This window comes from Pseudomonas sp. D3, from assembly GCF_029320995.1.
In the GTDB taxonomy this organism is placed as follows: domain Bacteria; phylum Pseudomonadota; class Gammaproteobacteria; order Pseudomonadales; family Pseudomonadaceae; genus Aquipseudomonas; species Aquipseudomonas paraveronii.
Window position 1 is genome coordinate 3,352,367 of record NZ_CP119772.1, and the last position, 26,552, is coordinate 3,378,918.

Sequence of the window (26,552 nt, forward strand, 5' to 3'; positions counted from 1 at the left end):
GGGAGTCTCTCTTTATTATGATTTTTCGCGATGCGCGGGTAACGTTGATCGCCCAATGAGTCTCGGCCACCTGGCGGGGTGCTGTCTTTGTGCTCGCGCACAGTGAAGCATCCTTTGCGCTGTGCCGATGAACAACCTTCGCTTTCAAGGAAATTAGCCCCATGTTCGAGCTGGATCATGACCTGGCGCAGGATATCGTCGATCGCACCATGGCGATCCTGCCGCATAACGTCAACGTCATGGACAGCCAGGGCCTGATCCTCGGCAGCGGCGAGCCTGAGCGCATCAACACGCGGCATGAAGGCGCGCAACTGGTGTTGGCCAATGGTCGGGTGGTGGAGATCGACGGGCAGACCGCCAAACACCTCAAGGGCGTGCAACCCGGCATCAACCTGCCGCTGATGCACGACCAGCGCCTGATCGGCGTGCTCGGCATTACCGGCGAACCGGAGGGGCTGCGCACTTACGCCGAACTGGTGCGCATGACGGCAGAAATGCTGGTCAGTCACCGTCATCAGCAAGCCGAGCAACAATGGCGACGCCAGCGCTGCGACGATTTGCTGGCGTTGCTGCTGGCCGAGACCGGCGACTCGCCGCGTCTGGTGGATGAGGCGCAGCAACTGGGGCTCAAGCCGCAGATGGCGCGCACACCGTATCTATTCGAGTTGGGTGCGGGGCAGACGGCGGAGGCGTTGAGTGCCTGGTTGACGTCGCGCTATCCAGACAGTTGGTGCGTCAGCTCCGCGCAGTATTCCTTGCTCTGGTGCCGGCCGGCGGCGGTACAGGTGGACAATCCACGCCTGCTGGAAAAGCTCCAGGGCCTGGGCTGGAATATCCTGCGGGTGGCGGTCGGCGGGCAAGCCGATGGTTTGGCGGGGTTGCGTCGTTGTTATCGGCGTGTGGGCGATTTGCTGGCCTACGGTCGTGACGTACTTCCGCACTCGCGGCTGCTGACCCTCAACCGCTATCGCCTGCCGGTGATGCTCTGGCGGCATCGCAACGACGATGCCCTGGACGAATTGCTCAACCCGCTGCGAAAAGTGCTGGCCAAGGACAACAACGGCCAACTGCAGGCCACCTTGCGCAGTTGGTGCGAACACGACGGGCAAAGCCAGGCGTGTGCCGATGCGCTGGGCATTCACCGCAACAGCCTGCGCTACCGCATGGAGCGCATTGCCGAACTCAGCGGGGTCGACCCGTTGACCCTGGACGGCATGCTCGCGCTGTACCTCGGTGTCCAGTTGCTGCCCCAGACTTTGTCGGAATGACCAACAAGCCAGGTTCGTACTTGTGCATCGGACCAGCGTCATTGCCGCTGGCAACTGGCAGCATGGGCGTCATAAAAACCGGAGAAAGCCCATGAAAATTATCATCGCCCCCGATTCGTTCAAGGACAGCCTGAGTGCCGAAGGTGTCGCCCAGGCCATTGCCGAAGGCTTGGCGCAGGTCTGGCCGGAGGCGCAATTGGTCCAATGCCCGATGGCGGACGGCGGTGAAGGCACGGTGGAGTCGGTACTCGCCGCCTGCCAGGGCGAGCTGCGGCGCCAGTCGGTGAAAGGCCCCTTGGGCGCCACAGTGGATGCGCATTGGGGCTGGCTCGCCGACAGCCACACCGCACTCATCGAAATGGCCGAAGCCAGCGGTCTGCAATTGGTCCCGCCGGGGCAGCGCGACGCGTGCTCCACGACTACCTTTGGCACCGGCGAACTGATCCGCGCAGCCCTGGACGCCGGTGCCCGGCGCATCATCCTGGCGATTGGCGGCAGTGCGACCAACGATGGCGGCGCCGGTGCGATGCAGGCGCTCGGCGTGCAGTTGTTCGATGCCGAGGATAACGCCCTGGCCCCGGGTGGCCTGGCCTTGGCCCATCTGGCGCGGATCAGCCTGGAACACCTCGACCCGCGCCTGGCCCAGGTGCGCTTTGAAATCGCCGCCGACGTGAATAACCCGCTGTGCGGTGCCCATGGTGCCTCCGCGATTTTCGGCCCGCAGAAAGGCGCCAGTGCGCAGCAGGTCGAACAACTCGACGCGGCCCTCGGCCACTTTGCCGACCACTGCGCCAAGGTATTGCCCACTGACGTGCGCGACGAACCCGGCAGTGGCGCTGCCGGCGGCCTGGGGTTTGCTGCCAAGGCCTTCCTCGGTGCGCAGTTCCGTGCGGGGGTAGAGGTCGTCGCCGAACTGGTCGGCCTCGACGAAGCGGTACGCGGCGCCGATCTGGTGATCACCGGCGAAGGCCGTTTCGACGCCCAGACGCTGCGCGGTAAAACGCCTTTCGGCGTGGCGCGCATTGCCCAGCGCCACCATGTCCCGGTGATCGTAATCGCCGGCACGCTGGGTGAAGGCTACGAGCAGATGTACGCCCACGGCGTGGATGCGGCTTTCGCCTTGCCGTCCGGGCCGATGAGCCTGGAGCAGGCCTGCAGCGAGGCGCCGCGCTTGTTGCGCGAGAGAGCGGTGGATATTGCGCGGCTGTGGCGCCGCGCAGCGGAGTGCTGATAACAGCGTCCTAGCCATGTCCCGAGCGTGCCCCCTACACTGGCCTGCCACGTGTCTTTCAAAGGATGAAACACAATGCACGCACCTGAACCCCATATCGTGATCCAGCGCTTTACCGAGGCCCATCTTGAAGGCGTCGCTGCGCTCTACAACGAGCCGGCCGTGTGCCGTCAGGTGCTACAGATGCCTTTCCAGTCCGTCGAGGCGTGGCGCAACAAGCTGGTGACAGATAATGAGCGGCGCCTGCAACTGGTGGCGCTGCATGGCGGGGAAGTGGTCGGCCAACTCGGTCTGGAACAGTACCTACGCGTGCGCCAGAGCCATGTCGGCTCGTTCGGCATGGGCGTGACGCCAGCCTGGCAAGGCAAAGGTGTGGGCTCTCGCCTGTTGACGGCCGCGCTGGACGTGGCCGACAACTGGATGAACCTGCACCGCGTGGAACTCACGGTGTATGCCGACAACGAAGCGGCCCACAACCTGTACCGCAAATTCGGCTTCGAAGTGGAAGGGCGGCTGCGCGATTACGCCCTGCGCGACGGTGTGTTCGTCGACACCCTGAGCATGGCGCGCCTGCGCCGCTCGGCTTAGTCCTGTAGTGCGAACGCCACCGCAGCCTGCGCATGCAGCGCGGTGGTGTCCAGCAGCGGCAGGTCGCAGTGTTCGGGTTTGATCAGCAGGCCGATTTCTGTACAGCCCAGGATGACTGCCTGGGCGCCGCGTGCGGCCAGGGACGCAATCACGCGCTGATAGACCTGGCGTGACGCCTCGCTGATCACGCCGACGCACAATTCCTCATAGATGATCCGGTGCACGGCCTGACGCTCCTCCGCGTTCGGCACCAGCACGTTCAGGCCCTGGGCGGCGAGGCGTGACGTGAGGAAGTCCTGTTCCATGGTGAACGCCGTACCGAGTAAACCGACGGTCAGCGTGCCGGCGGCTACGGCCGCCGAACCTGCGGCATCGGCAATATGCAGAAAGGGAATCGACACGGCCGCTTCGATCCGCGGCGCCACCAAATGCATGGTGTTGGTACACAACACCACACACTCGGCACCCCCGGCTTGCAGGCGGCGTGCGGCATCTTCCAGGATCAGCGCGGCGTCGTCCCAGCGTCCGGCATGCTGGGCCTGCTCCACCGGACCGAAGTCCACGCTGTACATCAGCAATTGCGCCGAACGCAGCGGGCCGAGTTGGTCGCGCACGCGCTGGTTGATGATGCGGTAGTACTCGGCGCTGGACTCCCAGCTCATGCCGCCGATCAGGCCGATGGTGCGCATGCGATGCTCCTGACAAGAAATATCGCATCACCTTACCCATCGGCCACCGATTAGTCATACGCAGTTGCGCGCCAAATCACCGGAGCAGTTTCACATATCCCGATTGCCCCAGCCCGGCCTGGCTTGCTCCGGTGCCACCGCGTGGATCTGTTTGCCGGTGGCCAACTCCACCCGGCGCGCCACCTCCGGGTCGTCGGCGAACGGAATCAGGCTGGCCTCATCCAGCGTCTCCTCGGATTGACCGCGCAAACAGTACTCCACCGCGCCATACAGGCACGCGACCATCAGCAGGCCCCACATCAGGCGATCCGCGCGTCAAGTTGCGCGACCTGCAAGTCGGCGACCCGCACGGTGCGCCAGGTGTTGTAGGCCATCAGCAGCATGCCGCTGAGGAACAACACGCCACCGGCAAAGCGCACCACAAACCCCGGGTGGCTGGCCTGCAAGGCCTCGACAAACGAGTAGGTGAGGGTGCCGTCAGCGTTGATCGCACGCCACATCAGGCCCTGGGTAATGCCGTTGACCCACATCGAGGCGATGTACAGCACGGTGCCGATGGTCGCCAGCCAGAAGTGCAGGTTGATCAGCGTCACGCTGTGCATCTGTTCGCGGCCGAATACCTTGGGAATCATGTGGTACAGCGAGCCGAAGGTGATCATCGCCACCCAGCCCAACGCGCCGGCATGGACGTGGCCGATGGTCCAGTCGGTGTAGTGGGAGAGGGCGTTGACGGTCTTGATTGCCATCATCGGCCCCTCGAAGGTCGACATGCCGTAGAACGCCAGCGACAACACCAAAAAGCGCAGGATCGGGTCGCTGCGCAACTTATGCCAGGCGCCCGACAAGGTCATCATGCCGTTGATCATGCCGCCCCAGCTCGGTGCCAGCAGGATCAGCGACATCGCCATGCCCAGCGACTGCGCCCAGTCCGGCAGGGCCGTGTAATGCAAGTGGTGCGGGCCGGCCCAGATGTACAGGGTGATCAGCGCCCAGAAATGCACGATGGACAGGCGATAGGAATACACCGGCCGCCCGACTTGTTTCGGCACGAAGTAGTACATCATCCCAAGGAAACCGGTGGTGAGGAAAAAACCTACGGCGTTATGCCCGTACCACCATTGCACCATCGCATCGGTGGCACCGGAATACACGGGGTAGGACTTGAACCAGTCCACCGGAATCGCCAGGTGGTTGACCACGTGCAGCATGGCGATCACCAGGATAAACGCGCCGAAAAACCAGTTGCCCACGTAGATGTGCCGGGTCTGGCGCCGCACCACCGTGGTGAAAAACACAATGGCGTAGGCCACCCACACGACCGTCATCCACACCGCGCCTGAGAATTCGATCTCGGCGTATTCCTTGGTGGTGGTGTAGCCCAGCGGCAGGCTGATCAACATGATCACGATGACCGATTGCCAACCCCAGAACGTAAACGCGGCGAGGCTGTCGGAAAACAGCCGCACCTGGCAAGTACGTTGTACTGCGTAATAACTGGCGGCGAATTGCGCGCTGCCGGCGAACCCGAAGATCACCAGGCTGGTGTGCAACGGTCGCAGCCGGCCAAAGGTCGTCCAGGGCAAATCAAGGTTCATTTCCGGCCAGACCAGTTGCGAAGCGATCCACACGCCCATGGCCATGCCCACAACGCCCCATACGATGGTGGCGATCACGAATTGGCGGACGACTTTATAGTTATAAGCCTGTCCGATTGTTGCTGTGCTCATGCTCAGTCCTCCCACGGTTCCAAGTGGCGGGCACTGTAGGAAGTGTGGGTAAAACAAAACAGTCTCAGAAAAAGCTCATTACTACGGATCAGATTATTCGACGTGAAAGCACGACTTACAGTCCATCTGATCTGCTTTTTATGCCAGCACCTGAATCTTTTACGCCCTGCGCCGCAGGTGCATAGTCGCCCCCCTAGAAGTCGCGCCCTGGGACGCGGCCAACCCTGATGAGGCGGTGATATGTACCAGTACGACGCATACGACCGGGCGCTGGTGTTCGAGCGCGTGGCGCAATTTCGTGATCAGGTCGAGCGCTATATCGCTGGCGACTTGAGCGAAGAAGAGTTTCTGCCCTTGCGCCTGCAGAACGGCCTGTACCTGCAAAAGCATGCCTACATGCTGCGGGTGGCGATTCCCTATGGCACTTTGAGCGCCGAACAGATGCGCACCCTGGCCAGCATCGCCCGCGACTACGACCGTGGCTACGGCCACTTCACCACCCGCCAGAACCTGCAGTTCAACTGGATCGAGCTGCACCAGGTGCCCGACATCCTTGAACGCCTGGCCCAGGTCGACATGCATGCGATCCAGACCTCCGGCAACTGCGTGCGCAATATCACCACCGAAGCCTTTGCCGGGGTGGCCGCCGATGAACTGCTGGACCCACGGCCCTTGGCGGAGATCCTGCGCCAATGGTCTACCATCAACCCGGAATTCCTGTTCCTGCCGCGCAAGTTCAAGATCGCCATCTGCTCGGCCCGCGAAGACCGCGCGGCGATCATGATGCACGACATCGGCCTGTACCTTTACCGCGACGACCAAGGCGACATGCTGTTGCGCGTGATGGTGGGCGGTGGCCTGGGACGCACACCGATCCTAGGCTTGCAGATCCGCGAGGGCTTGCCGTGGCGGCACCTGCTGTCCTACGTCGAGGCGGTGTTGCGCGTGTACAACCGGCATGGCCGGCGGGACAACAAGTACAAGGCGCGCATCAAGATCCTGGTCAAAGCGCTGGGGATCGAGGCGTTTTCCCGGGAAGTTGAGGAAGAATGGCAGTACCTGCGCGATGGCCCGGCGCAGTTGACCGATGCCGAGTACGACCGCGTGGCATCGGCCTTCGTGCCGCCGGCTTACGCCTCGCTCAGCGATACCAGCCTGGCCTACGGCACCGAGCTGGCCGACAATCCGGGCTTTGCGCGCTGGGTCAGCCGCAACGTCATGCCGCATAAAGTCGCGGGCTACACCAGCGTGGTGCTGTCCACCAAACCTGGCATCAGCGCGCCGCCCGGCGACGTTACCGCCCAGCAAATGGAGGCCGTGGCCCAGTGGGCGGAGCGGTTTGGCTTTGGTGAAATACGCATCGCCCATGAACAGAACATCGTGTTGCCGGATGTGCCCAAGGATCAGTTGCATGCCTTGTGGCGCCTGGCCTGTGAACACGGCTTGGGCGCGGCGAATATCGGCCTGCTGACTGACATCATTGCCTGCCCCGGCGGCGACTTCTGCGCCCTGGCCAATGCCAAGTCGATCCCCATCGCCCAGGCGATCCAACAGCGCTTCGATAACCTCGACTACCTGCACGACCTGGGTGATATCAGCCTGAATATTTCCGGCTGCATCAATGCCTGCGGCCATCACCACATTGGCAATATCGGCATCCTGGGCGTCGATAAGAATGGCAGTGAGTGGTATCAGATCACCCTCGGCGGGGCCCAGGGAAAACACAGTTCACTGGGCAAAGTGATCGGCCCCTCGTTCAGCGCCGCTGAGATTCCGGATGTGATCGAGCGCGTGATCAGCACGTTTGTGCGCTACCGCGAAAGTGAAGAGCGCTTTGTCGATACCGTGCAGCGCATTGGCCTGGAGCCGTTCAAAGAGCGGGTATACGCGGAGCAGCCGGCATGAACAATCTGTTGAGACTTGAGCAGGGTGAAGCGCGTCTGGTTGCGGATGATCCGTGGGTATTGGTGCGTGATGACGTGCCGGCGGGCGGTGCGCTGATCCTGCCGCTGGCGTCCTATGCGCCGGGGCATGGCGTGTGGTTGGGCCCGGATGATGAGGTCGAACAGGTGCTGCCCTGGCTCGCCACGCTGCCGCTGATTGCCCTGGATTTCCCCAGCTTTCGCGACGGGCGCGCCTACAGCCAGGCCTATCTGTTGCGTATGCGTATGGGCTGGCGAGGCGAGTTGCGGGCGATCGGTGATGTGCTGCGCGATCAGCTCAGTCACATGCGCCAGTGCGGGTTCGATGCATTTGCGGTGCGCGCGGACAAATCGGCTGAAGACGCCCTGAAGGGGCTGGCGGGGATGAGCGTGCAATATGGGCGCAGCGCGATCGAGCCACGCCCGCTGTTCCGTCGGCGTTAATCACACGGTGAGTCGCCGCATCTGCCATGATCGTGGTTCGCACTACGGCTCACCCAAGGAAAACCGCAATGGATGATGTACAGCAACTGGGCGAGATGCTTCGTCATTACGCCGACAGCGAAGCCCATAAAAAACAGCAGTTCGAGCTGCAATCGGCGCGCTGGGCGCTAAAGCTTGGCGAGTTGTTCCAGCAGATCGAACAATGGCTGGAGCCGGTCAATACCGCTGGCTTGCTTGAAGTCCACCGCGAAGCGTATGTCGCCAGCGGCCCGAGCATTCCGGTGGAGACGTCGCCCTTCAAGAGCGAAAAGCTCACCGTGCTGATCACCGGCAAAAACGTCGAGTTCGTGCCGGACGTGATGGGCGTCGCCGGCTTGATTTCGGTGGCGGTCATGGGCCTGACCGCAGCCCGGCACGGCAGCGTCTCGCTGGTGCTGCCGGCGGATAAAAACGACTGGTTGTGGAAAAAAACCAACGGCCTGAAAGACCCGGACACCTTCGCCTTCAACGCCAATTTCCTCGCCGCGCAGTTGCAGAGCCTGATCCCTCGCGAGCGCGGCTGAGTTTTTCAACGCTGTTTTTTACAGGATTGGCTATACCTACAGCTCAACGTTCTGATGATGACTGCCAAGGAGTTCGAGGATGAAACTAAGGCTAATGATCAGCACGCTCTGCATCGCCACGATCGGGATGGTGGGCTGTGCCAGCCAAGTCACGCAACCGGATGAGTATTCGGGATTCCTATCCGATTACAGCCTCCTCAAGCCGGCCAAGTCGCCTTCGGGCGTCAAGGTAATGCGCTGGGTCGATCCGACACTGGATCTGGGCCGCTACAACGCGGTGTATATCGAACCGACCCAGTTTTACCCCAGGCCCCAAGCCACTGCGAAAATCCCTGAGAGCACGTTGCGCGGCATCAACGACTACTTCAATCAGGCCCTCAAGCGCGAAATCGGCAAGTCATTGCCCCTTGCACAAGGGCCAGGCAACGGAGTGTTAGTGGTGCGCGCAGCGATCACGGCGGTCAGCAGTAAAACCCAGGGGCTGAAACCTTATGAGTTCGTGCCGGTCGCCTTGGTGGCTGCGGCGGTGAGCACCGGCACCGGCATCCGCGACCAGGACACTGTGCTGGGCACCGAGGCGCAGTTTCTCGACGGCGCCAACGGCAAGGTGATCGCTGAGGTGGTACGCAAGGGCACCGGCAAGCCGCTGGAAAACGACTCGCAGGTGATGACGCCCAATGACGTAAAAAGCGTGGTCGACGGTTGGGCGTCGGACTTGCACCAGTCCTATGTGAAACTGAAAAAGCAGTAAATCGCGCAGTGCCTGGGACTATTTCAGTGGAGTCAGCGGCGGCAGTTTCCACTGACCGTTATTCGCCTCGGGCTTTGGCAGGTACATCCGCAACACGGCGTAGAACGGGCCGGGCGGTGCCGGCAACCAGTTGCTCTGCTCGGCTTTTGGCGGTTCGTGGTGCTGCAGCGCCAGGGTCAGGCCGCCATCGGCGTCCAGCTTGAGGTGGGGCAGCATCCGCGAGTTGATCACGTAGCGTTTCTTGTGGTTGGGCACCAGCAACTTGGTCTTGGTGTCGTACAGGGTCAGTGACCAGAACGCATCGGCCGGCGGCAGTTGGTCCTTGGCGAAGTGCACGGTGTAGCTGTGGCGAGCGCCGTTGGCGGGCTTGCCTTCACTGTCGACAACGTAATTGAAGTAGGTGGCTTCATCGGCGGAGTTGCCGAAAAGCCCCACGTCGGCACCGGCATAGCGGTACAAGTAGTTGTTGTTCAGGTGATCGCGGTTGCCGAACAAGTCGCCTATGGCAACCTGCTGGGTGTCGAGTTTGTCTTTTTTGAACGCTGCAAACTCGGCCTTGGCGTCGGCGATCCCGTCTTCCAGCGCTTTACGCTGTTCGGCGCTCAACTGGTTGACCTTGAACGGCGCGCCCGGTGCGATGCCGATGGTGGCAAAGCGTGCGAGCAGGTCTTTCTCACTGTCCTGGGGCGCAGCGAAGGCGAGCATGAAGTTCAAGTAACGAAACAGTTGCGGGCCTTCGCTCATGCTGGCCATCGGCTTGGGCCAATCGATCTTCGGCGCCTTGGCTGGGGCGGCCTGTTTCACGTAGCTGCTGAGCGACTGCACTTTGTAGCCATTCTGGATCTGCTTGACCTTGTTCAGGTCCTTTTCGTCAAACAACTGCGTGCGGTACAGGGCGTAGGCGATATTGCTTTCGCTGTACACCACGCGATCCACGTCGACCGGCTGCTGACCTTTCCAGTCGGGCCCGGCGATCATGTAGTGGCCGCCATTGTTGCCGGTGCTGCGCGTGCCCAGGTACGCGAAGTTCTGCGTATAGAGGTCGATCAGTTGCACCGAGTAATAGCGGTTGTCTTCAATCTTGGGCAACGTCAGCACCAGCGGCTCGCTGCGCAGGTCCATCCAGACGAAGGAGTAGGGCGTGTCGGGGTTCGGCGTGGCGAGCGCGGTGTCCTTGGGGGTGAAGACCTGGGCGGTATTGCCGATACGGTTAAAGGGTGCCTTGTAGTTGACGCCGCCTTTGTCGACCGCCTGGGTGTAGAGCGTCTTGTACATTTCCACGACCGGGTAGCCATACAAATAGGCTTCCTTGGCAATCGCCCGAGCTTCAGAGGGGGTGGCCGTAAAGTCGGCCCAGGCGCCAGTGCTCATGAGTATCGAGAGGCTCGCCAACAGCAGGCGCGTCGGTTTTCCAATCATGTTGTTGCGTCCTTCCAGAGGTCTTGTGAGGAGTGCTATTGAGTGGCGTGGCAAAGCGTCGAGTTTCCGACTTTATCGGTCGAACGTCACGTTAATCCCGGCATGACGCACTGCTTGACGCAAAAATGCCGCCCAACTGGGCGGCATTGGAGGGGAGCGCTAACGTCAGGCCGTGCCAAGCATGGCTTTGACCTTGTCACGCAGTTGATCGATGGAGAACGGCTTGGCGATCAATTGCATGCCGGGCGGAACCTCGACGCTCTCGGCATAACCACTGGCAAACAGGACCGGCAGTTGCGGACGCCGTTCTCGCACCAGGATGGCCAAGTCCCGGCCATTCATGTCCGGCAGGCCGACATCGGTCATCATCAGGTCAATGACATTGCCCGTCTCTTTCACGAATTTGAGCGCCGATTGGGCGTTTTCAGCCTCAAGTACACGAAACCCCAGCTCTTCGAGTACGTCGACGATCAGCATGCGCACGATGGTGTCGTCTTCGACTACGAGAATGGTTGAGGTGACGGCCGACATAGTGAACATTCCTGAAAAAGTGAAGGTGCTGGGCGTGGCAGGTCTAAACGCAACCCAATAGTGAGTGGCGGCAATGCCAGCAAGTTCCGAAAAGCTGCTGGCATTGTGACCTTGGCGAAGCAGAATGTCCCGTCAGGTTTTTGCGAATACTCACAACGGTGCAGTTGCCATACGGCTGACCTCTGCGGAATCGCGGTAAGCGGCCATATCACCGACATCAAAATAGCTCACCTGATACTCAGGTGAGCCCGGATTGGCGCCAAACGCCCTGTGCCGAAACGGGCTGGTGCCTCGGTTCAAGGTCCGCTCCAGGCCATTTTTCATCGCCTCGGCCGAGTCAAACTTGGCCAGCCCGAAATTCGGATCGAAGTAAAACCAGACAGGCTTGTCGTTCCTGACGGTGACGCCGGCAAGCAACGCGTGATCCGTCGTGGCAATCCTGAGGCTCCTTGGCGGCGCCGCATGTGTCAGTTCTTTAGTGATTTGCTGATAGGGAATTTGCCTGGGCTGCTTGCCCATATGGAAGGTGTCGTGGTGTTTGACCTGGTCATGAAAAGCCTTGAGGTTGTGGATGAGCTGTGCAGCCGAGGGGTCTTTTGAATTGGCGGCGGCTTTGAACATGTTTCCCATGTAGGTGGTTTCTTCGCCGGAGTGCATTGCCAGCGCCAGGGTATTGGCCATACCCGCACACTCGCCTGGCGACGCAAGGTCGACCTGGCTGAGGTAAAACTCCTGGGGCATTGGGGTCAAGGAGCCGCCAGCGGCGTGGATGTCCCGCTGGAACAGCATAAAGCCTTCCTGGATAAGCTTTACTTTCTTGCGCTCAATCTGCCTGCTCAGGGTGCCAACGTCGCTGGCGCTCATCCACCCATGGGAGACCATGGCCTGTAGCTCAATGACATTCAAATCGGATGAATAACCAGGCACCTTGTGCGGGTCCCCGTTCGTATAGCCTACGTTGAAGTCGAAAATATTTTCGGGACGTTGGGCGCGTCTCAACGCATCTTCAAACGCCTTGGGCACATATTGACCGAGTACACTCGGCGGGGCCTGCAGCGGTAATGCATCGCCCACCAGTTTCTTGTAGAGCCAGTCGGTAAAACTCTGGTTGAGCTGACCCTTCGCCGACACGGTGGCGGGTGTGAAACCCTGGAGCGGCCCACCGTATGCGCGCATTTTTTCGGTGTCGAAGGCGTGCCATTGGCCATTTTTCAGGACGGCGGCCCCGTCGATACTGTGCTCGCCGATTTTCAAGGTGCCCGTTGCGGCGACCACATTGTCTTTGCTGGCGGCTTTTAACAGGTCATAGCTGCCCGAAGCGCCGCGCAAGGCATTCACGCTCTGGAGGCCTTTGGCGCCGAGGAACTTGAGCCCGCCACCGGCCAGGCGGGCCCCGCCAACCGCCAAGTCGCCCGCGCCGCCCAGCGGGTTGAGCGCGCTGACAGTGGCCATGCCGATGACTTTTGCCGACCGTGCCACCCTGGTTGCCGTCGAAGCGGCGGTGCCCGCGATCTTGACCACCTTTCCAGCCGCACCTGCACCTGCGGTCACAAAACCGAATGCGTCCAGGCTGAGATCGATCAAGCCGTCAACAACATGGCCGTTGCGGAAATGGCTGATAGCCGAGCGCAAAGGGATCAGGTTTAACAGGAAGTTCTCAACCGTCTCGGCCCTGTCCCGGTTTTTGTCGTCCGTGGTGAGGCCGCGCGCCTGTTGCTTGATAGCGGGATCATCGAGATTGAGGTGCTCAACAAAGGCGTCGGCGATCAGGTGAACACGCGGCGAGGCAAAGGTATCAGTGGGTGATCGACCAGACGCGGCCTGTTCAGTGCTGAGCAGGGATTGACCAGCGCTGGGCGAGAACTCTTTTGTTTCGTAGACGATATTCGCAGTCCTTGAAGAGTCAGGCGTTGCTTGCCACTGCGGAATACTGCGGATAGCGCCGGCGTTGAAGTTGATCTCATACGCGCGGGTCACCCCGTCGCGCTCAATCCTTACCAACAATTGTTCGCCTTTTGGTAGCTCCGTTTTGTCGTTGAAAAAGCCCAATCCCAGTTTATGGGAATGTTTTTGAAAAAAACTAACCTTGCCCTCTTCAAAGTTCTTTCGGTCGTCGGCAGGTAATTGGCCGATCAAGTGCTTTACATAGGTGTTGATCGCGCTCTTTTTTTCCTCAATGACGCTGTTGAATTGCGACTCGAACGCCTCCGCCACACCAAAGCTGGGTTTGGCGTTCAATGCCGCCAGAGGCACGCGGCTGTCGCGAGTGCTGTAAACCGCGTCGGGTCCCACGTCCATCATGGCGATATCCAATAGCGAATGGGGGCCCACTATCAGGTTGCTGCGGCGGATATCGCCACCGGGGACGCGGCTCACATGAATCAGTTTTTCTTCAAACAGCGCTTCCTGATCGGGAAAGCGCTTTCGCAACTCGGCCAATGCCAACTCTTTGCGCGACGGGATGTCTTTGTCGAATGCCTCTGACGCTGACGACATCAGCGATCGGCGCTCATTGAAACGGGTCACCAGGTCGTTCAAGTCGTCGGAGGTGTATAGGCGGTCGGCTTTTTTTTCCAGCATGCCATTGGTCACGCCCCAGTCGGTCAAGGCGTTACGCTGCGCGGCGTCCGTCACGTTCTCGTCTGCGCCGCTTGCGTGTTCGGCCTCCAGCATGACCTCGGCGAAGGTCATATTGGCGACCCGGCCAGGTGTGCTGGTGTCGATTGTCGTCGCGGCCACCGCGAGATTGACCCAGGCCGGACTGCCATAGGTCACGCTGCTTGGAATGTCCTTGATCAGGAATACTGGCGCACGACCCGCCAGTAGCAGGTGGGCGGCTGCGCCTGCCAGTTCAGGACTGGTTTTACCGTCTGCCACCAAGTGTTGACGCAGCGCAGCGACTATCTCGGCGGCCGACTTGCCCTTGAGTTTTTCGTCGGCCAGGTCAAAACCGGCAACGCTGTTGCGTTGGGGGGCGGCGATGGACTCAGGGTCCAGTTGCAGTATCACGGCAGCGAGGAGGTAGTCGAGCGTGCTGCTATCGGTAGCAATACCCTGCATCTGTTCCTGAAGCGCGCTGCCCAACGATTGTGCCTCTGGGGAACTGATGAGGGCGTTCAACGTAGCGACTGGGGTCGTCAGCGCTTCTGGCGGGAGAGGGGTTCGATGCCGCAAGAACTCCAATATCCCGCCTGTGGTTTGCTTGAGCGGTTGTTTTTGCCCAAGGGGGTCAGTGTAATTCTGGGTGCTGGCGCGCAAGCGTTGTTGCACGTCGGCGCTCGGGGGGACCGGCCAACTGAGGGCGCCGCCCAGGTTACCCAAGGGGTGTGCCAGGGATTGGTGGGTCACGGCGTCCGAGAGACCGGTCAGGGATAAATGGCTATAGGGTAAAAGCAATCTCCCCTGACGATTGATGAAGGTCTCCAATGTGGTGCTGCTGCCGACTTCGGCGTAATAAACCGAGTCGGGGTGAACGTCCATAGGTGTTGTCTTGAGGGCCGCCAGCACCGCCGAAGGGGAGGCATCAGGCCCTAGCCGCCGGGCGATTTCGTTAAGTTTGTCTCCGAGTGTTTTGAAGTTGTGATGATGCCCCAGCTTCGCCTTGAGGCTGGAGCTTTGCTCGACGGTGACGCTGGCGGGCGGCAGTGTTGGCACCGGTGAGTCGTGGCCGGATGTGAGCGTCATGGCAGGCCGGGTATCGAGAGGTTCTGGCGTTTGCGCGAAAAGGGATGTCAATGAAGCGCTGGGTCGGGTTTGCAAAGAAGAAATAGTCATGCGAGCACCGTTTTTTGAAAAGAAGGTGAACGTCTTTTTCGCGGAGCTTCCCTTTTCCCAAGACGCTTTCTTCTGTGTGAAACCTGACCACCCAGGTTCCGGATCAGGGTGCGCAGAGTGTGAGCAACTGAAACGACGACGGAAGTTGCACGGTGCTCAGGGCACTTTTGCTGCATTTTTTTTCGGATTGCACCCGTTCATGGCAGAAAAATAGCGTTCAACGGCAACTTTGGGGCAAACTCCGGGTTTTTCCGTATTTGGCCAAGGTATGCCCATGACCCCCTCGTCGTCCGTCGATGAAAAGAGTTTTCGTGCACTGTTGAGCCGCAACGTGGCACTGCCCCTCGGTGTGGGCGTTCTCAGCGCGGTGTTTTTCGTGTGCCTGATCACTTATTTGTTGTCGGTGATCCAATGGGTAGAGCACACCGACCGGGTCATCAATAACCTCAATGAAACGTCCAAGCTGACGGTTGATCTGGAAACCGGCATGCGCGGCTTCCTGATCACGGGCGACGAGCATTTTCTCGACCCATATGAAGTGGCCAAGCCGCGGATCATTGCCGATTTGCGCAATTTGCAGGAGCTGGTAGCGGACAACCCCCAGCAGGTGGACCGCCTCAAGCGCCTGGAAGCCCTGCAAATCGAGTGGAACAAATACGCCCAGTCGATGATTGATATGCAGCGCGAGAGCGGTGATTACCGCAGCGCGGTGAAGGCTGGCCGGGGCAAACGCCTGACGGATGAGATTCGTAACGAATACGACGAAGCGGTGGCGATGGAGCAACAGTTCCGGATCGCGCGCAACGCAGAAGTCACTCGTACTACCGTCATCAGCGTCACCCTGTACTTGGTGTTCGTGCTGGGGTTGAGTGGCTTCCTGGCCTACATTGGTCGTAAAAATTTACTTTCTCTATCAAATAGTTATAGCGAAAACCTCGCGTCACAAGAGAAGATTGCGCGACGCTTGGAACAGCAAGCCTGGCTGCGCAATGGCCAGACTGAATTGGCCGAGCAGGTGCTCGGTCAACTGACCCTGAACCTGTTGGGGCGCAATATCCTGCAGTTCTTTGCCCAGTACATGGGCTCGGCGGTCGCGGCGCTGTATGTGCGTGAAGAACACGGCGGCCTCAAACGCGTTGCCACCTATGGTTTCTCCCGCGAACAGGAGCAGCAGGAGCAGGCGATCTATAGCGACGAAGGCATCGTTGGGCAGGCCGCCCAGCTCGATCGCCTGATTCGCCTGGACGATGTGCCTGTCGACTACTTCAAGGTCAGTTCCGGCCTGGGTGAGGGGCCGACGCGAAGCGTACTGGTGATGCCCACCAGTGATGACGACCGGGTCAACGGCGTGGTCGAACTGGGCTTCCTGCGCCCGTTGGAAGACCGCGATGTCGAGTTGCTGGAACTCATCGCCGGCAATATCGGCACCTCCATTGAGGCCGCCCGCTATCGCCAGCGCCTGCAGGAAGTTCTGGCCGAGACCCAACAGCTCAATGAAGAGCTGCAAGTGCAGCAGGAAGAACTCAAAACCGCCAACGAAGAACTGGAAGAGCAATCGCGCATCCTCAAGGAGTCCCAGACCCACCTGGAAACGCAACAGGCGGAACTCGAGCAGACGAACGAGCAATTGGCCGAGCAGGCCCAGACCCTGGTCGAGCAGCGCGATGCCATGGACCGCAAGAACGTCGAGCTCAACCAGGCTCAGCTCGAACTGGAAGACCGCGCCGAAGAGTTGCAGCGCTCCAGCAAGTACAAATCCGAATTCCTCGCCAACATGTCCCACGAACTGCGCACGCCGCTGAACAGTTCGCTGATCCTGGCCAAGTTGCTGGCGGAGAACCCCCAGGAAAACCTCAGCGCCGAGCAAGTCAAGTTTGCCGAATCGATCTATTCCGCCGGCAATGACCTGCTCAACCTGATCAACGACATCCTGGATATCTCCAAGGTCGAAGCCGGCAAGCTGGAAATGCGCCCGGAAAACTCCAGCGTGGCGCGCCTGGTCGACGGCCTGCGCGGGATGTTCGAGCCGCTGGCGGCCGACCGCAAGCTGGGGTTCCAGGTGGAGGTGCAGGAAGGTACGCCGACCCTGCTCTTTACCGACCGCCAGCGCCTGGAGCAGATTCTCAAGAACCTGCTGTCCAACGCGGTCAAGTTCACTGAGCAGGGCCAGGTCAGCCTGTCGGTGTCCCGCGCACCGGGTGAGGGCATTGCCTTTACCGTGCGCGATTCCGGGATAGGTATCGCCCCGGATCAGCAGGAAAGCATCTTCGAAGCCTTCCGCCAGGCCGACGGCACCACCAATCGCCGTTACGGCGGCACCGGCCTGGGGTTGTCGATCTCCCGTGACCTGGCCGCGTTGCTCGGCGGCTATATCAGCGTCACCAGCGAACCCGGCCAGGGCAGCATTTTCACCCTGGTCGTCCCGGAGCAGTACGTCGAACGCGATGAAGACGCTGCACCGGCCGAACAACCGCGCCAGGTCGTTGCCGCCCCGGCGCCCAAGCCCATCGCTGTCTCGCCGCTGCCGGTGGCCGATGCCACACAGATCCCGCAGTTTGCCGACGACCGCGAAAAAGCGCCGTTCACCACGCGTTGCATCCTGGTGGTGGAAGACGAACCGAATTTTGCGCGCATCCTGTTCGACCTCGCCCATGAGCTGGGCTACCACTGCCTGGTGGCCCATGGCGCGGATGAGGGTTACAGCCTGGCCGAGGAATACATCCCCGACGCCATTTTGCTCGACATGCGTTTGCCGGATCATTCCGGGCTGACGGTGCTGCAACGCCTCAAGGAACACGCCAATACCCGCCACATCCCCGTGCATGTGATTTCTGTGGAAGACCGCGTCGAAGCTGCCATGCACATGGGCGCCATCGGTTACGCGGTGAAACCCACCACCCGCGAAGAGCTCAAGGACGTGTTTGGGCGCCTGGAAGCCAAGCTGACCCAGAAGGTCAAGCGCATCCTGCTGGTAGAAGACGACGACCTGCAGCGTGAGAGCATTGCCCGCCTGATCGGCGACGATGACATCGAGATCACCGCCGTCGGCTTTGCCCAGGAAGCCCTCGATCTGCTGCGCACCAACATCTACGACTGCATGATCATCGACCTCAAGTTACCGGACATGCTCGGCAACGAGCTGCTCAAACGCATGGCCACCGAGGATATCTGCTCGTTCCCGCCGGTGATCGTCTACACCGGGCGCAACCTGACCCGCGACGAAGAGGCCGAGCTGCGCAAGTATTCGCGCTCGATCATCATCAAGGGCGCCCGTTCGCCGGAGCGCCTGCTCGACGAAGTCACACTCTTTTTGCACAAAGTCGAATCGCAGTTGTCCCATGAGCGCCAGAAGATGCTCAAGACCGCGCGCAGCCGCGACAAGGTCTTCGAAGGGCGCAAGATCCTGTTGGTGGACGACGATGTGCGCAACATCTTCGCCCTGACCAGCGCCCTGGAGCACAAAGGCGCCGTGGTGGTGATCGGGCGTAACGGCCATGAAGCCATCGCCAGACTCAATGAAATCGACGATATCGACCTGGTGCTGATGGACGTGATGATGCCGGAAATGGACGGTTACGAGGCCACCGCCTTGATCCGCCAGGACCCACGCTGGAAGAAGCTGCCGATCATCGCAGTGACGGCCAAGGCGATGAAGGACGATCAGGAGCGTTGCCTCGCGGCCGGCTCCAACGATTACCTGGCCAAGCCAATTGATCTGGATCGCCTGTTCTCGCTGATTCGCGTATGGCTACCGAAGATGGAACGTATTTAAGTGGAGCGCAGTTTTTTGGAAAAAAGCAGTGATATTGAACTGCGCTTGCTGATTGAGGCGATCTACCTCAAGTACAGCTATGACTTTCGCGACTACTCCGGGGCGTCGGTCAAACGCCGTGTGGCCCATGCCCTGCGCCAGTTTGACTGCGCGACGATTTCGGCGCTGCAGGAGCGCGTGCTGCACGACCCGGCGGCGTTCATGCAGTTGCTGCAGTTTTTGACGATCCCGGTCAGCGAGATGTTTCGCGACCCGTCGCACTTCCTCGCGATCCGCCAGGAAGTGGTGCCGCTGCTCAAGACTTACCCGTCGATCAAGATCTGGATCGCTGGTTGCAGCACGGGGGAGGAGGTGTACTCCATGGCGATTCTGCTGCGCGAAGAAGGGCTACTGGAACGCACCATCATCTACGCCACGGACATCAATCCTGCGTCGCTGGATAAAGCCAAGCAGGGGATCTTCTCCCTGGAGAATGTGCGAGCCTATACCGCCAACTACCAGCAAGCCGGCGGGCAGCGTTCATTTGCCGACTACTACACGGCAGCTTACGATTACGCGATCTTCGACAAGACGTTGCGCGAAAATGTCACGTTCGCCGACCACAGCCTGGCAACTGACAGTGTATTCTCAGAAACTCAATTAATTTCGTGTCGCAATGTACTGATTTACTTCAATAAAAAGTTGCAAGATAGGGCCTTTGGATTGTTTCATGAGTCGTTGTGTCATCGTGGTTTTCTTGTGCTTGGCAGCAAGGAAACCGTGGATTTTTCCGCCTACAGCACGCAATTCGAGCCCTTGGTCAAACAGGAACGGATCTACCGAAAATCATGAACGACGCTGCCGCCAACCCGATTTGTGGGATTGAAGCCATCGTCGTCGGCGCGTCCGCCGGCGGCGTTGAGGCGTTGCTGAGTATTTTTGGCGATCTGCCGGAGACCTTCAGCCTACCGATCATTGCCGTGCTGCACCTGCCGGACCAGCGCCGTAGCCAGTTGGCAGAAGTGTTTGCGCGGCGTTTGCGGATTCCGGTACGCGAAGGGCAGGACAAGGAAGTGATCCAACCGGGCACCTTGTACTTCGCCAGCCCCGGTTATCACCTGTCGGTGGAGCATGACCGCAGCCTGTCTTTGAGCCAGGAAGACCGGGTACACCACTCCCGGCCCGCCATCGATTACCTGTTCGCTTCGGCCGCAGATGCCTATGGCCAGGGCTTGCTGGCGATTTTGCTGACCGGCGCCAACCAGGATGGCGCCCAAGGGCTGGCCCACGCCAAGCAATCCGGCGCCACCACCGTGGTCCAGGACCCCAAGGACGCCCGGATTGCCGTGATGCCCCTGGCGGCCCTGGCCTTACACTCTCCTGATCATATTCTGAGCTTGAGCCGGATTGGCTCATTGCTGGCTTCCCTGGAATCTTCCCCATGTTAAGTACTGTCCAGGCCAAACTGCTGATCGTCGATGATCTGCCGGAAAACCTGCTGGCCCTCGAAGCGCTGATCAAGCGCGAGGACCGTCAAGTCTTCAAGGCATTGAGCGCCGACGAGGCCTTGTCCCTGTTGCTGGAGCACGAGTTCGCCATGGCGATTCTCGATGTGCAGATGCCCGGCATGAACGGTTTCGAGCTGGCCGAGTTGATGCGCGGCACCGAAAAAACCAAGAACATTCCGATTGTGTTCGTCAGCGCCGCCGGCCGCGAACTCAACTATGCCTTCAAGGGCTACGAAAGCGGCGCCGTGGACTTCCTGCACAAGCCGCTGGATATCCATGCGGTGAAGAGCAAGGTCAATGTGTTCGTCGACCTGTACCGCCAAAGCAAGGCGATGAAGCTGCAGGTGGAAGCGCTGGAGCACAGCCGTCGCGAACAGGAGCTGCTGCTGGCACGCCTGCAGGCCACTCAGGCTGAGCTGGAGCAGGCGGTACGCATGCGCGATGACTTCATGTCGATCGTCGCCCACGAAGTGCGCACGCCGCTCAATGGGCTGATCCTCGAAACCCAGTTGCGCAAAATGCACCTGGCCCGGGACAACGCCGCAGCGTTTACCCTGGACAAGATGCACGCCATGGTCGACCGTGATGAGCGGCAGATCCATAGCCTTATCCGCCTGATCGAAGACATGCTCGACGTCTCGCGCATCCGCACCGGCAAACTGTCGATTCGTCCGGCACGCTTTGACCTCACGCAATTGGTGCGCAACCTGCTGGAAAACTTCGCGCCGCAAGTGGCCGCCGCCGAGTCGTCCATACAGTTGGAGGCCCAAGGCCCGGTGGAAGGTAGCTGGGATGAGTTTCGCATCGAGCAGGTCGTGTCCAACCTGCTGACCAACGCCTTGCGCTATGGCGCCAAGAGCCCGGTGGAAGTGCGGGTGTATAGTGAACAGGGCATGGCACGGATCGAGGTACGAGACCACGGCATCGGCATCAGCGCAGACAACCAGAAGCGGATTTTCCAGCAGTTCGAGCGGGTGTCCGCCAGCCATGTTGCCGCAGGCCTGGGCCTGGGGCTGTTTATTTCCGAGCAGATCGTCGCGGCCCATAGCGGCACCATCGAGGTGGAGAGCCAGATAGGCGAGGGCGCGTTGTTCCGGGTGTGCCTGCCTCTGGAAGCGTCGCTGTGAAAACAATCGTCACTTCGACGCAACCTCTACATGACTGCATGGTCGTAATTGCAGCAATTGACCGGACAAAGGCTTCCCATGAGTGAAGATGCACAAGACGTTGTTCTGATCGTCGAGGACGACGAATCCATTATGTTTGTGCTGGACGAATACCTCAAAGGCCTGGGCTATCGGGTATTGAAGGCGATCAATGGGGAGGAGGCGTTTGAAATCCTCGCCAGTAAACCGCACCTGGACCTGATGGTGACTGACTATCGCCTGCCTGGCGGCGTCACAGGTGTGCAGATCGCCGAGCCGGCGATCAAGTTGCGCCCGGAACTGAAAGTGATTTTTATCAGCGGATATCCTCAGGAAATCCTCGACTGCAACAGCCCGATCACCCGCAAGGCGCCGATCCTGGCCAAGCCGTTTGACCTGGATACGCTGCAAGAGCATATCCAGCGCTTGTTGGTGTGACACGTCCGTGTGTCAGTCAACCCTCGAATAGGCTCTGACGCTCCTGACCGGCGAGAAGTCAGGGTTACCAGGCAAGCACCTCGGCCTTTGCTTGCGGATCAAGTACCCGAGCTGGGTTATTCCCCTCGAAGAGCTCAAATGATCCATCGGGTTTTATGTCAATGCGGTTGGCCGTTGCGATCGTAGTGGAGGCCGGGTATTTGTTTGCGATATTGAACACCACTTGTTCACTGGCGTGACTTTGCTTCAGTGCGATGCCTAATCCCGGGATGCTCCGGACATTATCGCCGCCCACATAAATCACTTTGCTTCCCTGATCCAATTTCCCCTCCAGTTGTTTAAGCACCCTATGTTGTTCAGTCGTCGGCGTGCCGCCAGGGAAGTGCATCAATGTTCGTTTCCGGTAGACACCGTCGTTCAAGTCGGTAAGCACTGCCAGTGTCGAACAGTCACCAATACCTCGGGTGCTGATGATTGACGTCGGGTCAGTGACGGTGACGTCCGTATACTCCGACATATGGACGTAGTGGGTCTGAGCGGGGGGCTTCACGTTAGTGGTAGTCGTCGGGATAGGGTCTTCATAAAGCCGTTTGATAGGTCTGTCATGAAGACTCGCGGTGCCTATCCACGACTCGTTATGGTCACTGATCTTGAATTCAAGTTTTTTGGGGGCATTGCTATAAGTTTTGTATTGGACCGGCAGCTTCTTATCATTGAATATTTTTTCGAGGCCACGCTTCATCATGGCCTCGCTTGAGAACTCGGCCACTCCAAAATTTGGGTCGTAAAAAAAGAACTTCTTAGCGTCGCCATCCGGCACGGACCCTGCCAGCATTGCATGGCCAGGGGAGTCGATCATCACTGTCTTGCCGCCCGGTGCGTTGGCCAGTTCCGTAATCATGTCCTGGTACGTTACCTGGCGCTGCGGATTACCGGCGTGAAACATCGTCGGTGTGCTGATGCTTTTTTGCACCTCACCTAATGTGCGAGTAAATACTCGCGCCGCCTCGCTCCGTGGATTAGCGGCGGCGATGTACAGGTTGTCGATGAACACCCGCTCTTTTCCTTGAGCCTTGGCTGACGCGAAGGTACGAGCAAGGGCGGCGCACTGGCCCTCGGAAAGACGGTTGACCTGGCTAAGGTAGAAGGCCTGAGGTACGGGGGTGAACGTTCCTCCGACAGTATTTACGTGGGCGTTGAAATACTGTGTGCCGTTGAGCCCGTGCTGCACAGCCAGCCTTTCCTGCTGCCGGACTAATGTGCCCACCTCTCTTGCGGTTCGGTCCGGACGGAGTGCTAGCTTCATCACGTCTTCTGATTTCATGCCCTTGACATAACCCTTGATCCGTTCCGGCGCGCCCTCTTCATAGCCATTCTTAAAGGCTGCGCTGGGCATCCCATCTCGTTGGTGACGATCAAGTAACGTTCCCCAATCTTTGCGGATTTGAATCGACGCCGGTGAGGGAGGCGTCAGCACGTTTTGCCACGCACGAAGCGCCGGAGTGCCGCCTCGAATGGACGCTTGGAAATCGTCCAGTGCCTTGCCGAACGGGCGCTGGGTCGCAGTATCAAAGGCATACCATTTACCTTCCTGGAGCACAGCGGCACCTTGCTGCGTCTCGCCGGAAGTCTTGAAGGTGCCCATCGCGGCGGCGTCGTACTGTTTGCTTGCGGCGACCAAGTCGTAGCCAGTGTGCGTGCCTCGCAGTTGCCGGATGTCTTGAATCGCGTCGCTGATGACACGTTTGCCTGCACTTGCCACGCCGCGACCTGTAGCGCGCAGCAAATCCGCCGCACCGTCCAGCGGGTTGACCAGGCTGATCGCGCCAAGCCCCAGGGTTTTTCCTATGCGCAAGGCCTTGCTACCCGCAGAGAGGGTGCTGGTTACCACTTTCGCTGCTTTGCCCACGGTCGCCGCCCCGGCCGTCATGACGCCAAATACGTCGAGTGACAGGTCAACGATGCCGTCGCCGATATTGCCATCTGTGAAGTTTTTGATCGCCGAGCGCAGTGGGATCAAGTTAAGCAGAAACGTGTTCAACTTCCTGTAGAACGGAACCTCGGACTCAACCGTCGTGCCCCCTTGGGCCTCGGCTTCCAGCGCTCCCCATACACTGCTGACCTTGGCCGCCGTGGCACCGATGGCCACGCTTCTGGCGCTGGAGAAACTATTCAACGGCGCCCCGGTGTCGGTTTTTTCTTGTACGAGCTGTTGCCGTACAAGCGGGCTACCTTCATCGGGGATGGACAGTGTGACGGGGACCATGTCCGTGTAAGGCGTCCTGTTATCACGCGGTTTTCCGTCTTCTATATGAAACCCAGGCTGATAACCGGGTTGGAAATCGCCGAGATCCCGGCGTTTGGTGAGCGTGTTCTTTTGGACATTCAGTTCATAGGTGTGGGCAATCCCGTCGCGCATCACTTTCAATAGCACAGGGTTACCCTCGGCAGCCGGTACCCGGACGATACCGCTGGCCTGATATTCGCCCTTGAACTCCGTGAAGATCGAGAGGCTCCCGTATTCGATATTCTGGCGGTCTTCCAGCGGCAACTGGGCGATCAAGTGCTTGACTTGCGTGGCGACGCTGCTGTCCAGAGCGCGGCCAAACTGTTTGAACTCACTCACGAATTCCCTGCTGATGTTCTTCAGCGACTGGGTCTTGCTCAAGACTTCTTCGAGGGTGAAATTGGGCGTGTTGGCGGCAGAGCGTCCAGGGCCTCTGCGTGGTGCTGTGTAGGGCTCAATCACCCACTGGTTGGGGGGTTGTGAGGCGCCGTTGCGCCTGGCGGGGTGGTAGGGCACCTTGGGCGGGTTGTGCAGCATGTTCTCCATGTATAAGTCCAATATCGAGTAAGGCCCTGGTCGATCTTTGTCGTAGGTGCTCAGTACGATGCACTTCAGTTCCAGGCGTGCGTCATTGCCCAACGTCTTGCGCAATTCGGCCAGGGCCATCTCTTTGCGAGACGCAGGCGCAGGCGTGCGCTGTGCTTCGGAAGCGGCTCTCAGTTCGCCGACCTGTTGGTTAAAGGCATCGGTGATGGTTTGCATATCCGCAGGCGACATCACACGCGCGACGATACTGTTGGTCAGGCCCCATTCCTTCAGGGCGTCATGCTGAGCGACATATTCGATCTGACGCTGAGCATGGGAAACCGGGGCGATATCGGCGTACACCATGACTTCCCCGTAAGTCATCGTTGATGCCCGGCCCGGGGTCTCTGCCTCAATGCGGGCCACCGCCGTACTGAAGCTGACGTGGGCAGGGGAGCCATGAGTGACCACGGCTGGGATATCCTTTACCAGCAATTCCGGCGCCTTGGATGCCAGTTTCAGGTAGGCCTGGATACTGGCTTTTTCCGGTGACGAAGCCTCTTTTGTGATGAAGTACAAATGGTTGGCCACGCGCTGGGCCGTCTCTGACAAAGGCTTGCCTTTAAGCTGCTGGCCGGCCAGGTCAAAGCCTGAAATATGCTTCTGGGGCAAGGTCGCCCGGGTAAATGCATCGGTGTAATTCAGGTTCAAGGCAGCCATTAACCAGTCATTGACACTGCCTTTGACTGACAGTGTGTTGAACTTGGCCTGGATGGCCGCCCCCAGCGCCTGGCCCTTGGGCCATTGGATGAGTCGATCGAGCAGTTCCCGCGGATTGCGAAACTCGTTGGCTTCGATCACCACACCTTGCATCAATGCTTCCAGCACATTGCGGTTGGATCCCAGGTTCAGATCGCCAACATTGCCGTGCTGCAAGAATGCCAATAGTTGGCGCTGGGTGTCCGTGTCAATCGGCTGCGGCCAGGACAGCGCGCCACCATAGTTGCCATTGGCGGGACTTCGCGATGTGGGAGTGAGGAGAGATAGCCTGAGGTTCTCCACTTCTCGCGCAGCGCCGGGTTTATCAAAGCCGTGGTGTTCAAAAAAGTCAGCCAGGCTGACGACGCCTCCTTCCTGCAAGCCTTGGTCCTGTCGGTATGAGGAATGGGGGTTCAGCTCGAAGGTGTTTTCCCGCAGATACTCGGGGATCTGCGACGACTCAAGGGTGCCTGAGGCAAGCGCTGTCCCCAGATGCTTTAACAGCACAGCGGCTTGATGTCGGTTATTGATATTCCCCAGCAGCGCCTTCTGAGTGTCGAGTGCGTGCTCGCTGCGCTCGTCATAGAGGCCAGGGAACACCGCCGTATCAAGCTGTGCAAAGGTTTTATCGCGCTCTAGTTCGGTGGCGCGTTGCTGGAATTCAGAAGGGGAAATTCGCGTCGGCTCTTGGTAGAACTGCCCAACCAGCCAGGCCGGCGCGCGGTTGGCGCTCTCGGGCGAAGGGAGCGGGAACGGCCTATTCCTGCCGGATATGACCCGTCCGGCATCCATTAACGGCCCTCGCACCGCCGACCAGTGCTTGTCCTCGCTTGCACGCATCTGTAATGGCGTATCGAGCGAAACATCCGGGGTCACGCGGTAGGTGACTTGACCGCTTTGCGGCAGGATTTTGATCGACCCAGGCAGGGCTCTGGCGTGGCGCCGCCAGTCAAGGAACTCGGGGGACTGAGTGGCCTCGCCCAACAGCTTCCACCACTGGCCAAATGTTGAGTCTGGTGGAATATCCACCAAGATGGCGTTGTCGTTGGTGGGAACACCGGTGAAGCCCAGCAAGGCCTTGCCATAGTTTTGCGCCAACGCGCTGTCGCCGCTGGCCCTCGGGGAATCGCCAGTGGCAATGAGGGGGGCGCTTTCGTGACCGGACTCCACATGCCCCCGCGCAGCGGGTTGGAGCGCGTCGGCGGCAACGTGAGGCGGCGGGGGGGTGTGCA

Annotated in this window: 19 protein-coding genes; 12 read left to right on the forward strand and 7 right to left on the reverse strand. The window is 59.8% G+C overall.

All coding sequences use genetic code 11. The features are described from left to right. Positions 1 to 161: 161 nt before the first annotated feature. The 3 genes from P3S72_RS15310 (at position 162) to P3S72_RS15320 (ending at position 3,087) form a co-directional block, all read left to right on the forward strand. Complete coding sequence (locus tag P3S72_RS15310) at positions 162 to 1,268, forward strand: sugar diacid recognition domain-containing protein (protein ID WP_276192917.1); 1,107 nt, start codon at positions 162 to 164, stop codon at positions 1,266 to 1,268. 91 nt (positions 1,269 to 1,359) lie between these two features. Then, positions 1,360 to 2,499, forward strand: coding sequence for a glycerate kinase (locus P3S72_RS15315; RefSeq protein ID WP_276192919.1), 1,140 nt, complete (start codon positions 1,360 to 1,362; stop codon positions 2,497 to 2,499). 75 nt (positions 2,500 to 2,574) lie between these two features. Then, positions 2,575 to 3,087: a GNAT family N-acetyltransferase gene (locus P3S72_RS15320; protein WP_276192920.1), complete on the forward strand. Its 513-nt coding sequence runs from the start codon at positions 2,575 to 2,577 to the stop codon at positions 3,085 to 3,087. Here the strand turns inward: P3S72_RS15320 and P3S72_RS15325 are convergent. The 3 genes from P3S72_RS15325 to ccoN all read right to left on the reverse strand — a co-directional run bounded on the left by P3S72_RS15325 (position 3,084) and on the right by ccoN (position 5,503). Then, positions 3,084 to 3,776 carry an aspartate/glutamate racemase family protein gene (locus P3S72_RS15325; protein WP_276192921.1) on the reverse strand — a complete coding sequence of 231 codons (693 nt, stop codon included), beginning with the start codon at positions 3,774 to 3,776 and terminating at the stop codon, positions 3,084 to 3,086. The genes P3S72_RS15320 and P3S72_RS15325 overlap by 4 nt on opposite strands. A gap of 90 nt (positions 3,777 to 3,866) precedes the next feature. After that, positions 3,867 to 4,076 (reverse strand): cbb3-type cytochrome c oxidase subunit 3, encoded by a 210-nt coding sequence (locus tag P3S72_RS15330; protein ID WP_247403285.1) that lies wholly within the window; start codon positions 4,074 to 4,076, stop codon positions 3,867 to 3,869. After that, positions 4,076 to 5,503 (reverse strand): cytochrome-c oxidase, cbb3-type subunit I, encoded by a 1,428-nt coding sequence (gene ccoN / locus P3S72_RS15335; protein WP_276192923.1) that lies wholly within the window; start codon positions 5,501 to 5,503, stop codon positions 4,076 to 4,078. Before ccoN ends, P3S72_RS15330 begins: the two co-directional genes overlap by 1 nt. 240 nt (positions 5,504 to 5,743) lie before the next feature. Between ccoN and P3S72_RS15340 the strand changes: the two genes are divergently transcribed. The 4 genes from P3S72_RS15340 (at position 5,744) to P3S72_RS15355 (ending at position 9,183) form a co-directional block, all read left to right on the forward strand. Further along, positions 5,744 to 7,408, forward strand: a complete 1,665-nt coding sequence (locus P3S72_RS15340; RefSeq protein ID WP_276192924.1) for a nitrite/sulfite reductase — start codon at positions 5,744 to 5,746, stop codon at positions 7,406 to 7,408. Beyond that, positions 7,405 to 7,869: a DUF934 domain-containing protein gene (locus P3S72_RS15345; protein ID WP_276192926.1), complete on the forward strand. Its 465-nt coding sequence runs from the start codon at positions 7,405 to 7,407 to the stop codon at positions 7,867 to 7,869. The genes P3S72_RS15340 and P3S72_RS15345 overlap by 4 nt, the downstream gene beginning before the upstream one ends. A 68-nt stretch (positions 7,870 to 7,937) precedes the next feature. Next, positions 7,938 to 8,432: a hypothetical protein gene (locus P3S72_RS15350; protein WP_276192927.1), complete on the forward strand. Its 495-nt coding sequence runs from the start codon at positions 7,938 to 7,940 to the stop codon at positions 8,430 to 8,432. Between the two features lie 79 nt (positions 8,433 to 8,511). Continuing rightward, positions 8,512 to 9,183, forward strand: coding sequence for a DUF3313 domain-containing protein (locus P3S72_RS15355; RefSeq protein ID WP_247403298.1), 672 nt, complete (start codon positions 8,512 to 8,514; stop codon positions 9,181 to 9,183). A gap of 18 nt (positions 9,184 to 9,201) precedes the next feature. Here the strand turns inward: P3S72_RS15355 and P3S72_RS15360 are convergent, their stop codons facing one another. From P3S72_RS15360 to P3S72_RS15370, 3 genes are all read right to left on the reverse strand, one after another. Then, complete coding sequence (locus P3S72_RS15360) at positions 9,202 to 10,602, reverse strand: DUF1254 domain-containing protein (protein ID WP_276192928.1); 1,401 nt, start codon at positions 10,600 to 10,602, stop codon at positions 9,202 to 9,204. Between the two features lie 165 nt (positions 10,603 to 10,767). Next, positions 10,768 to 11,133: a response regulator gene (locus P3S72_RS15365; protein WP_276192930.1), complete on the reverse strand. Its 366-nt coding sequence runs from the start codon at positions 11,131 to 11,133 to the stop codon at positions 10,768 to 10,770. A gap of 150 nt (positions 11,134 to 11,283) precedes the next feature. Next, positions 11,284 to 14,907 (reverse strand): hypothetical protein, encoded by a 3,624-nt coding sequence (locus tag P3S72_RS15370; protein WP_276192931.1) that lies wholly within the window; start codon positions 14,905 to 14,907, stop codon positions 11,284 to 11,286. A gap of 274 nt (positions 14,908 to 15,181) precedes the next feature. On the opposite strand from P3S72_RS15370, the gene P3S72_RS15375 reads away from it, so the two are divergent. From P3S72_RS15375 to P3S72_RS15395, 5 genes are all read left to right on the forward strand, one after another. Next, positions 15,182 to 18,679, forward strand: a complete 3,498-nt coding sequence (locus tag P3S72_RS15375; protein ID WP_276192932.1) for a response regulator — start codon at positions 15,182 to 15,184, stop codon at positions 18,677 to 18,679. Between the two features lie 15 nt (positions 18,680 to 18,694). Further along, positions 18,695 to 19,510, forward strand: a complete 816-nt coding sequence (locus tag P3S72_RS15380; RefSeq protein ID WP_247398411.1) for a protein-glutamate O-methyltransferase CheR — start codon at positions 18,695 to 18,697, stop codon at positions 19,508 to 19,510. After that, on the forward strand, positions 19,507 to 20,106 hold the full coding sequence (locus tag P3S72_RS15385) for a chemotaxis protein CheB (protein WP_247398400.1): 600 nt from the start codon (positions 19,507 to 19,509) through the stop codon (positions 20,104 to 20,106). The genes P3S72_RS15380 and P3S72_RS15385 overlap by 4 nt, the downstream gene beginning before the upstream one ends. Next, entirely contained in the window at positions 20,100 to 21,293 is a 1,194-nt protein-coding gene (locus P3S72_RS15390; RefSeq protein ID WP_276192933.1) for a hybrid sensor histidine kinase/response regulator, read from the forward strand. Before P3S72_RS15385 ends, P3S72_RS15390 begins: the two co-directional genes overlap by 7 nt. A gap of 78 nt (positions 21,294 to 21,371) precedes the next feature. After that, on the forward strand, positions 21,372 to 21,749 hold the full coding sequence (locus P3S72_RS15395) for a response regulator (protein WP_247398395.1): 378 nt from the start codon (positions 21,372 to 21,374) through the stop codon (positions 21,747 to 21,749). A gap of 64 nt (positions 21,750 to 21,813) precedes the next feature. On the opposite strand, the gene P3S72_RS15400 is transcribed toward P3S72_RS15395, so the two are convergent. Beyond that, complete coding sequence (locus tag P3S72_RS15400) at positions 21,814 to 26,418, reverse strand: hypothetical protein (RefSeq protein WP_276192934.1); 4,605 nt, start codon at positions 26,416 to 26,418, stop codon at positions 21,814 to 21,816. Positions 26,419 to 26,552 lie beyond the last annotated feature (134 nt).

What these genes read in the sequence shown, in the direction of transcription:
- P3S72_RS15310 (WP_276192917.1), top strand. Translation starts at nt 162, where the DNA reads ATGTTCGAGCTGGATCATGACCTGGCGCAGGATATCGTCGATCGCACC.
- P3S72_RS15315 (WP_276192919.1), top strand. Translation starts at nt 1,360, where the DNA reads ATGAAAATTATCATCGCCCCCGATTCGTTCAAGGACAGCCTGAGTGCC.
- P3S72_RS15320 (WP_276192920.1), top strand. Translation starts at nt 2,575, where the DNA reads ATGCACGCACCTGAACCCCATATCGTGATCCAGCGCTTTACCGAGGCC.
- P3S72_RS15325 (WP_276192921.1), bottom strand. Translation starts at nt 3,776, where the DNA reads ATGCGCACCATCGGCCTGATCGGCGGCATGAGCTGGGAGTCCAGCGCC.
- P3S72_RS15330 (WP_247403285.1), bottom strand. Translation starts at nt 4,076, where the DNA reads ATGTGGGGCCTGCTGATGGTCGCGTGCCTGTATGGCGCGGTGGAGTAC.
- ccoN (WP_276192923.1), bottom strand. Translation starts at nt 5,503, where the DNA reads ATGAGCACAGCAACAATCGGACAGGCTTATAACTATAAAGTCGTCCGC.
- P3S72_RS15340 (WP_276192924.1), top strand. Translation starts at nt 5,744, where the DNA reads ATGTACCAGTACGACGCATACGACCGGGCGCTGGTGTTCGAGCGCGTG.
- P3S72_RS15345 (WP_276192926.1), top strand. Translation starts at nt 7,405, where the DNA reads ATGAACAATCTGTTGAGACTTGAGCAGGGTGAAGCGCGTCTGGTTGCG.
- P3S72_RS15350 (WP_276192927.1), top strand. Translation starts at nt 7,938, where the DNA reads ATGGATGATGTACAGCAACTGGGCGAGATGCTTCGTCATTACGCCGAC.
- P3S72_RS15355 (WP_247403298.1), top strand. Translation starts at nt 8,512, where the DNA reads ATGAAACTAAGGCTAATGATCAGCACGCTCTGCATCGCCACGATCGGG.
- P3S72_RS15360 (WP_276192928.1), bottom strand. Translation starts at nt 10,602, where the DNA reads ATGATTGGAAAACCGACGCGCCTGCTGTTGGCGAGCCTCTCGATACTC.
- P3S72_RS15365 (WP_276192930.1), bottom strand. Translation starts at nt 11,133, where the DNA reads ATGTCGGCCGTCACCTCAACCATTCTCGTAGTCGAAGACGACACCATC.
- P3S72_RS15370 (WP_276192931.1), bottom strand. Translation starts at nt 14,907, where the DNA reads ATGACTATTTCTTCTTTGCAAACCCGACCCAGCGCTTCATTGACATCC.
- P3S72_RS15375 (WP_276192932.1), top strand. Translation starts at nt 15,182, where the DNA reads ATGACCCCCTCGTCGTCCGTCGATGAAAAGAGTTTTCGTGCACTGTTG.
- P3S72_RS15385 (WP_247398400.1), top strand. Translation starts at nt 19,507, where the DNA reads ATGAACGACGCTGCCGCCAACCCGATTTGTGGGATTGAAGCCATCGTC.
- P3S72_RS15390 (WP_276192933.1), top strand. Translation starts at nt 20,100, where the DNA reads ATGTTAAGTACTGTCCAGGCCAAACTGCTGATCGTCGATGATCTGCCG.
- P3S72_RS15395 (WP_247398395.1), top strand. Translation starts at nt 21,372, where the DNA reads ATGAGTGAAGATGCACAAGACGTTGTTCTGATCGTCGAGGACGACGAA.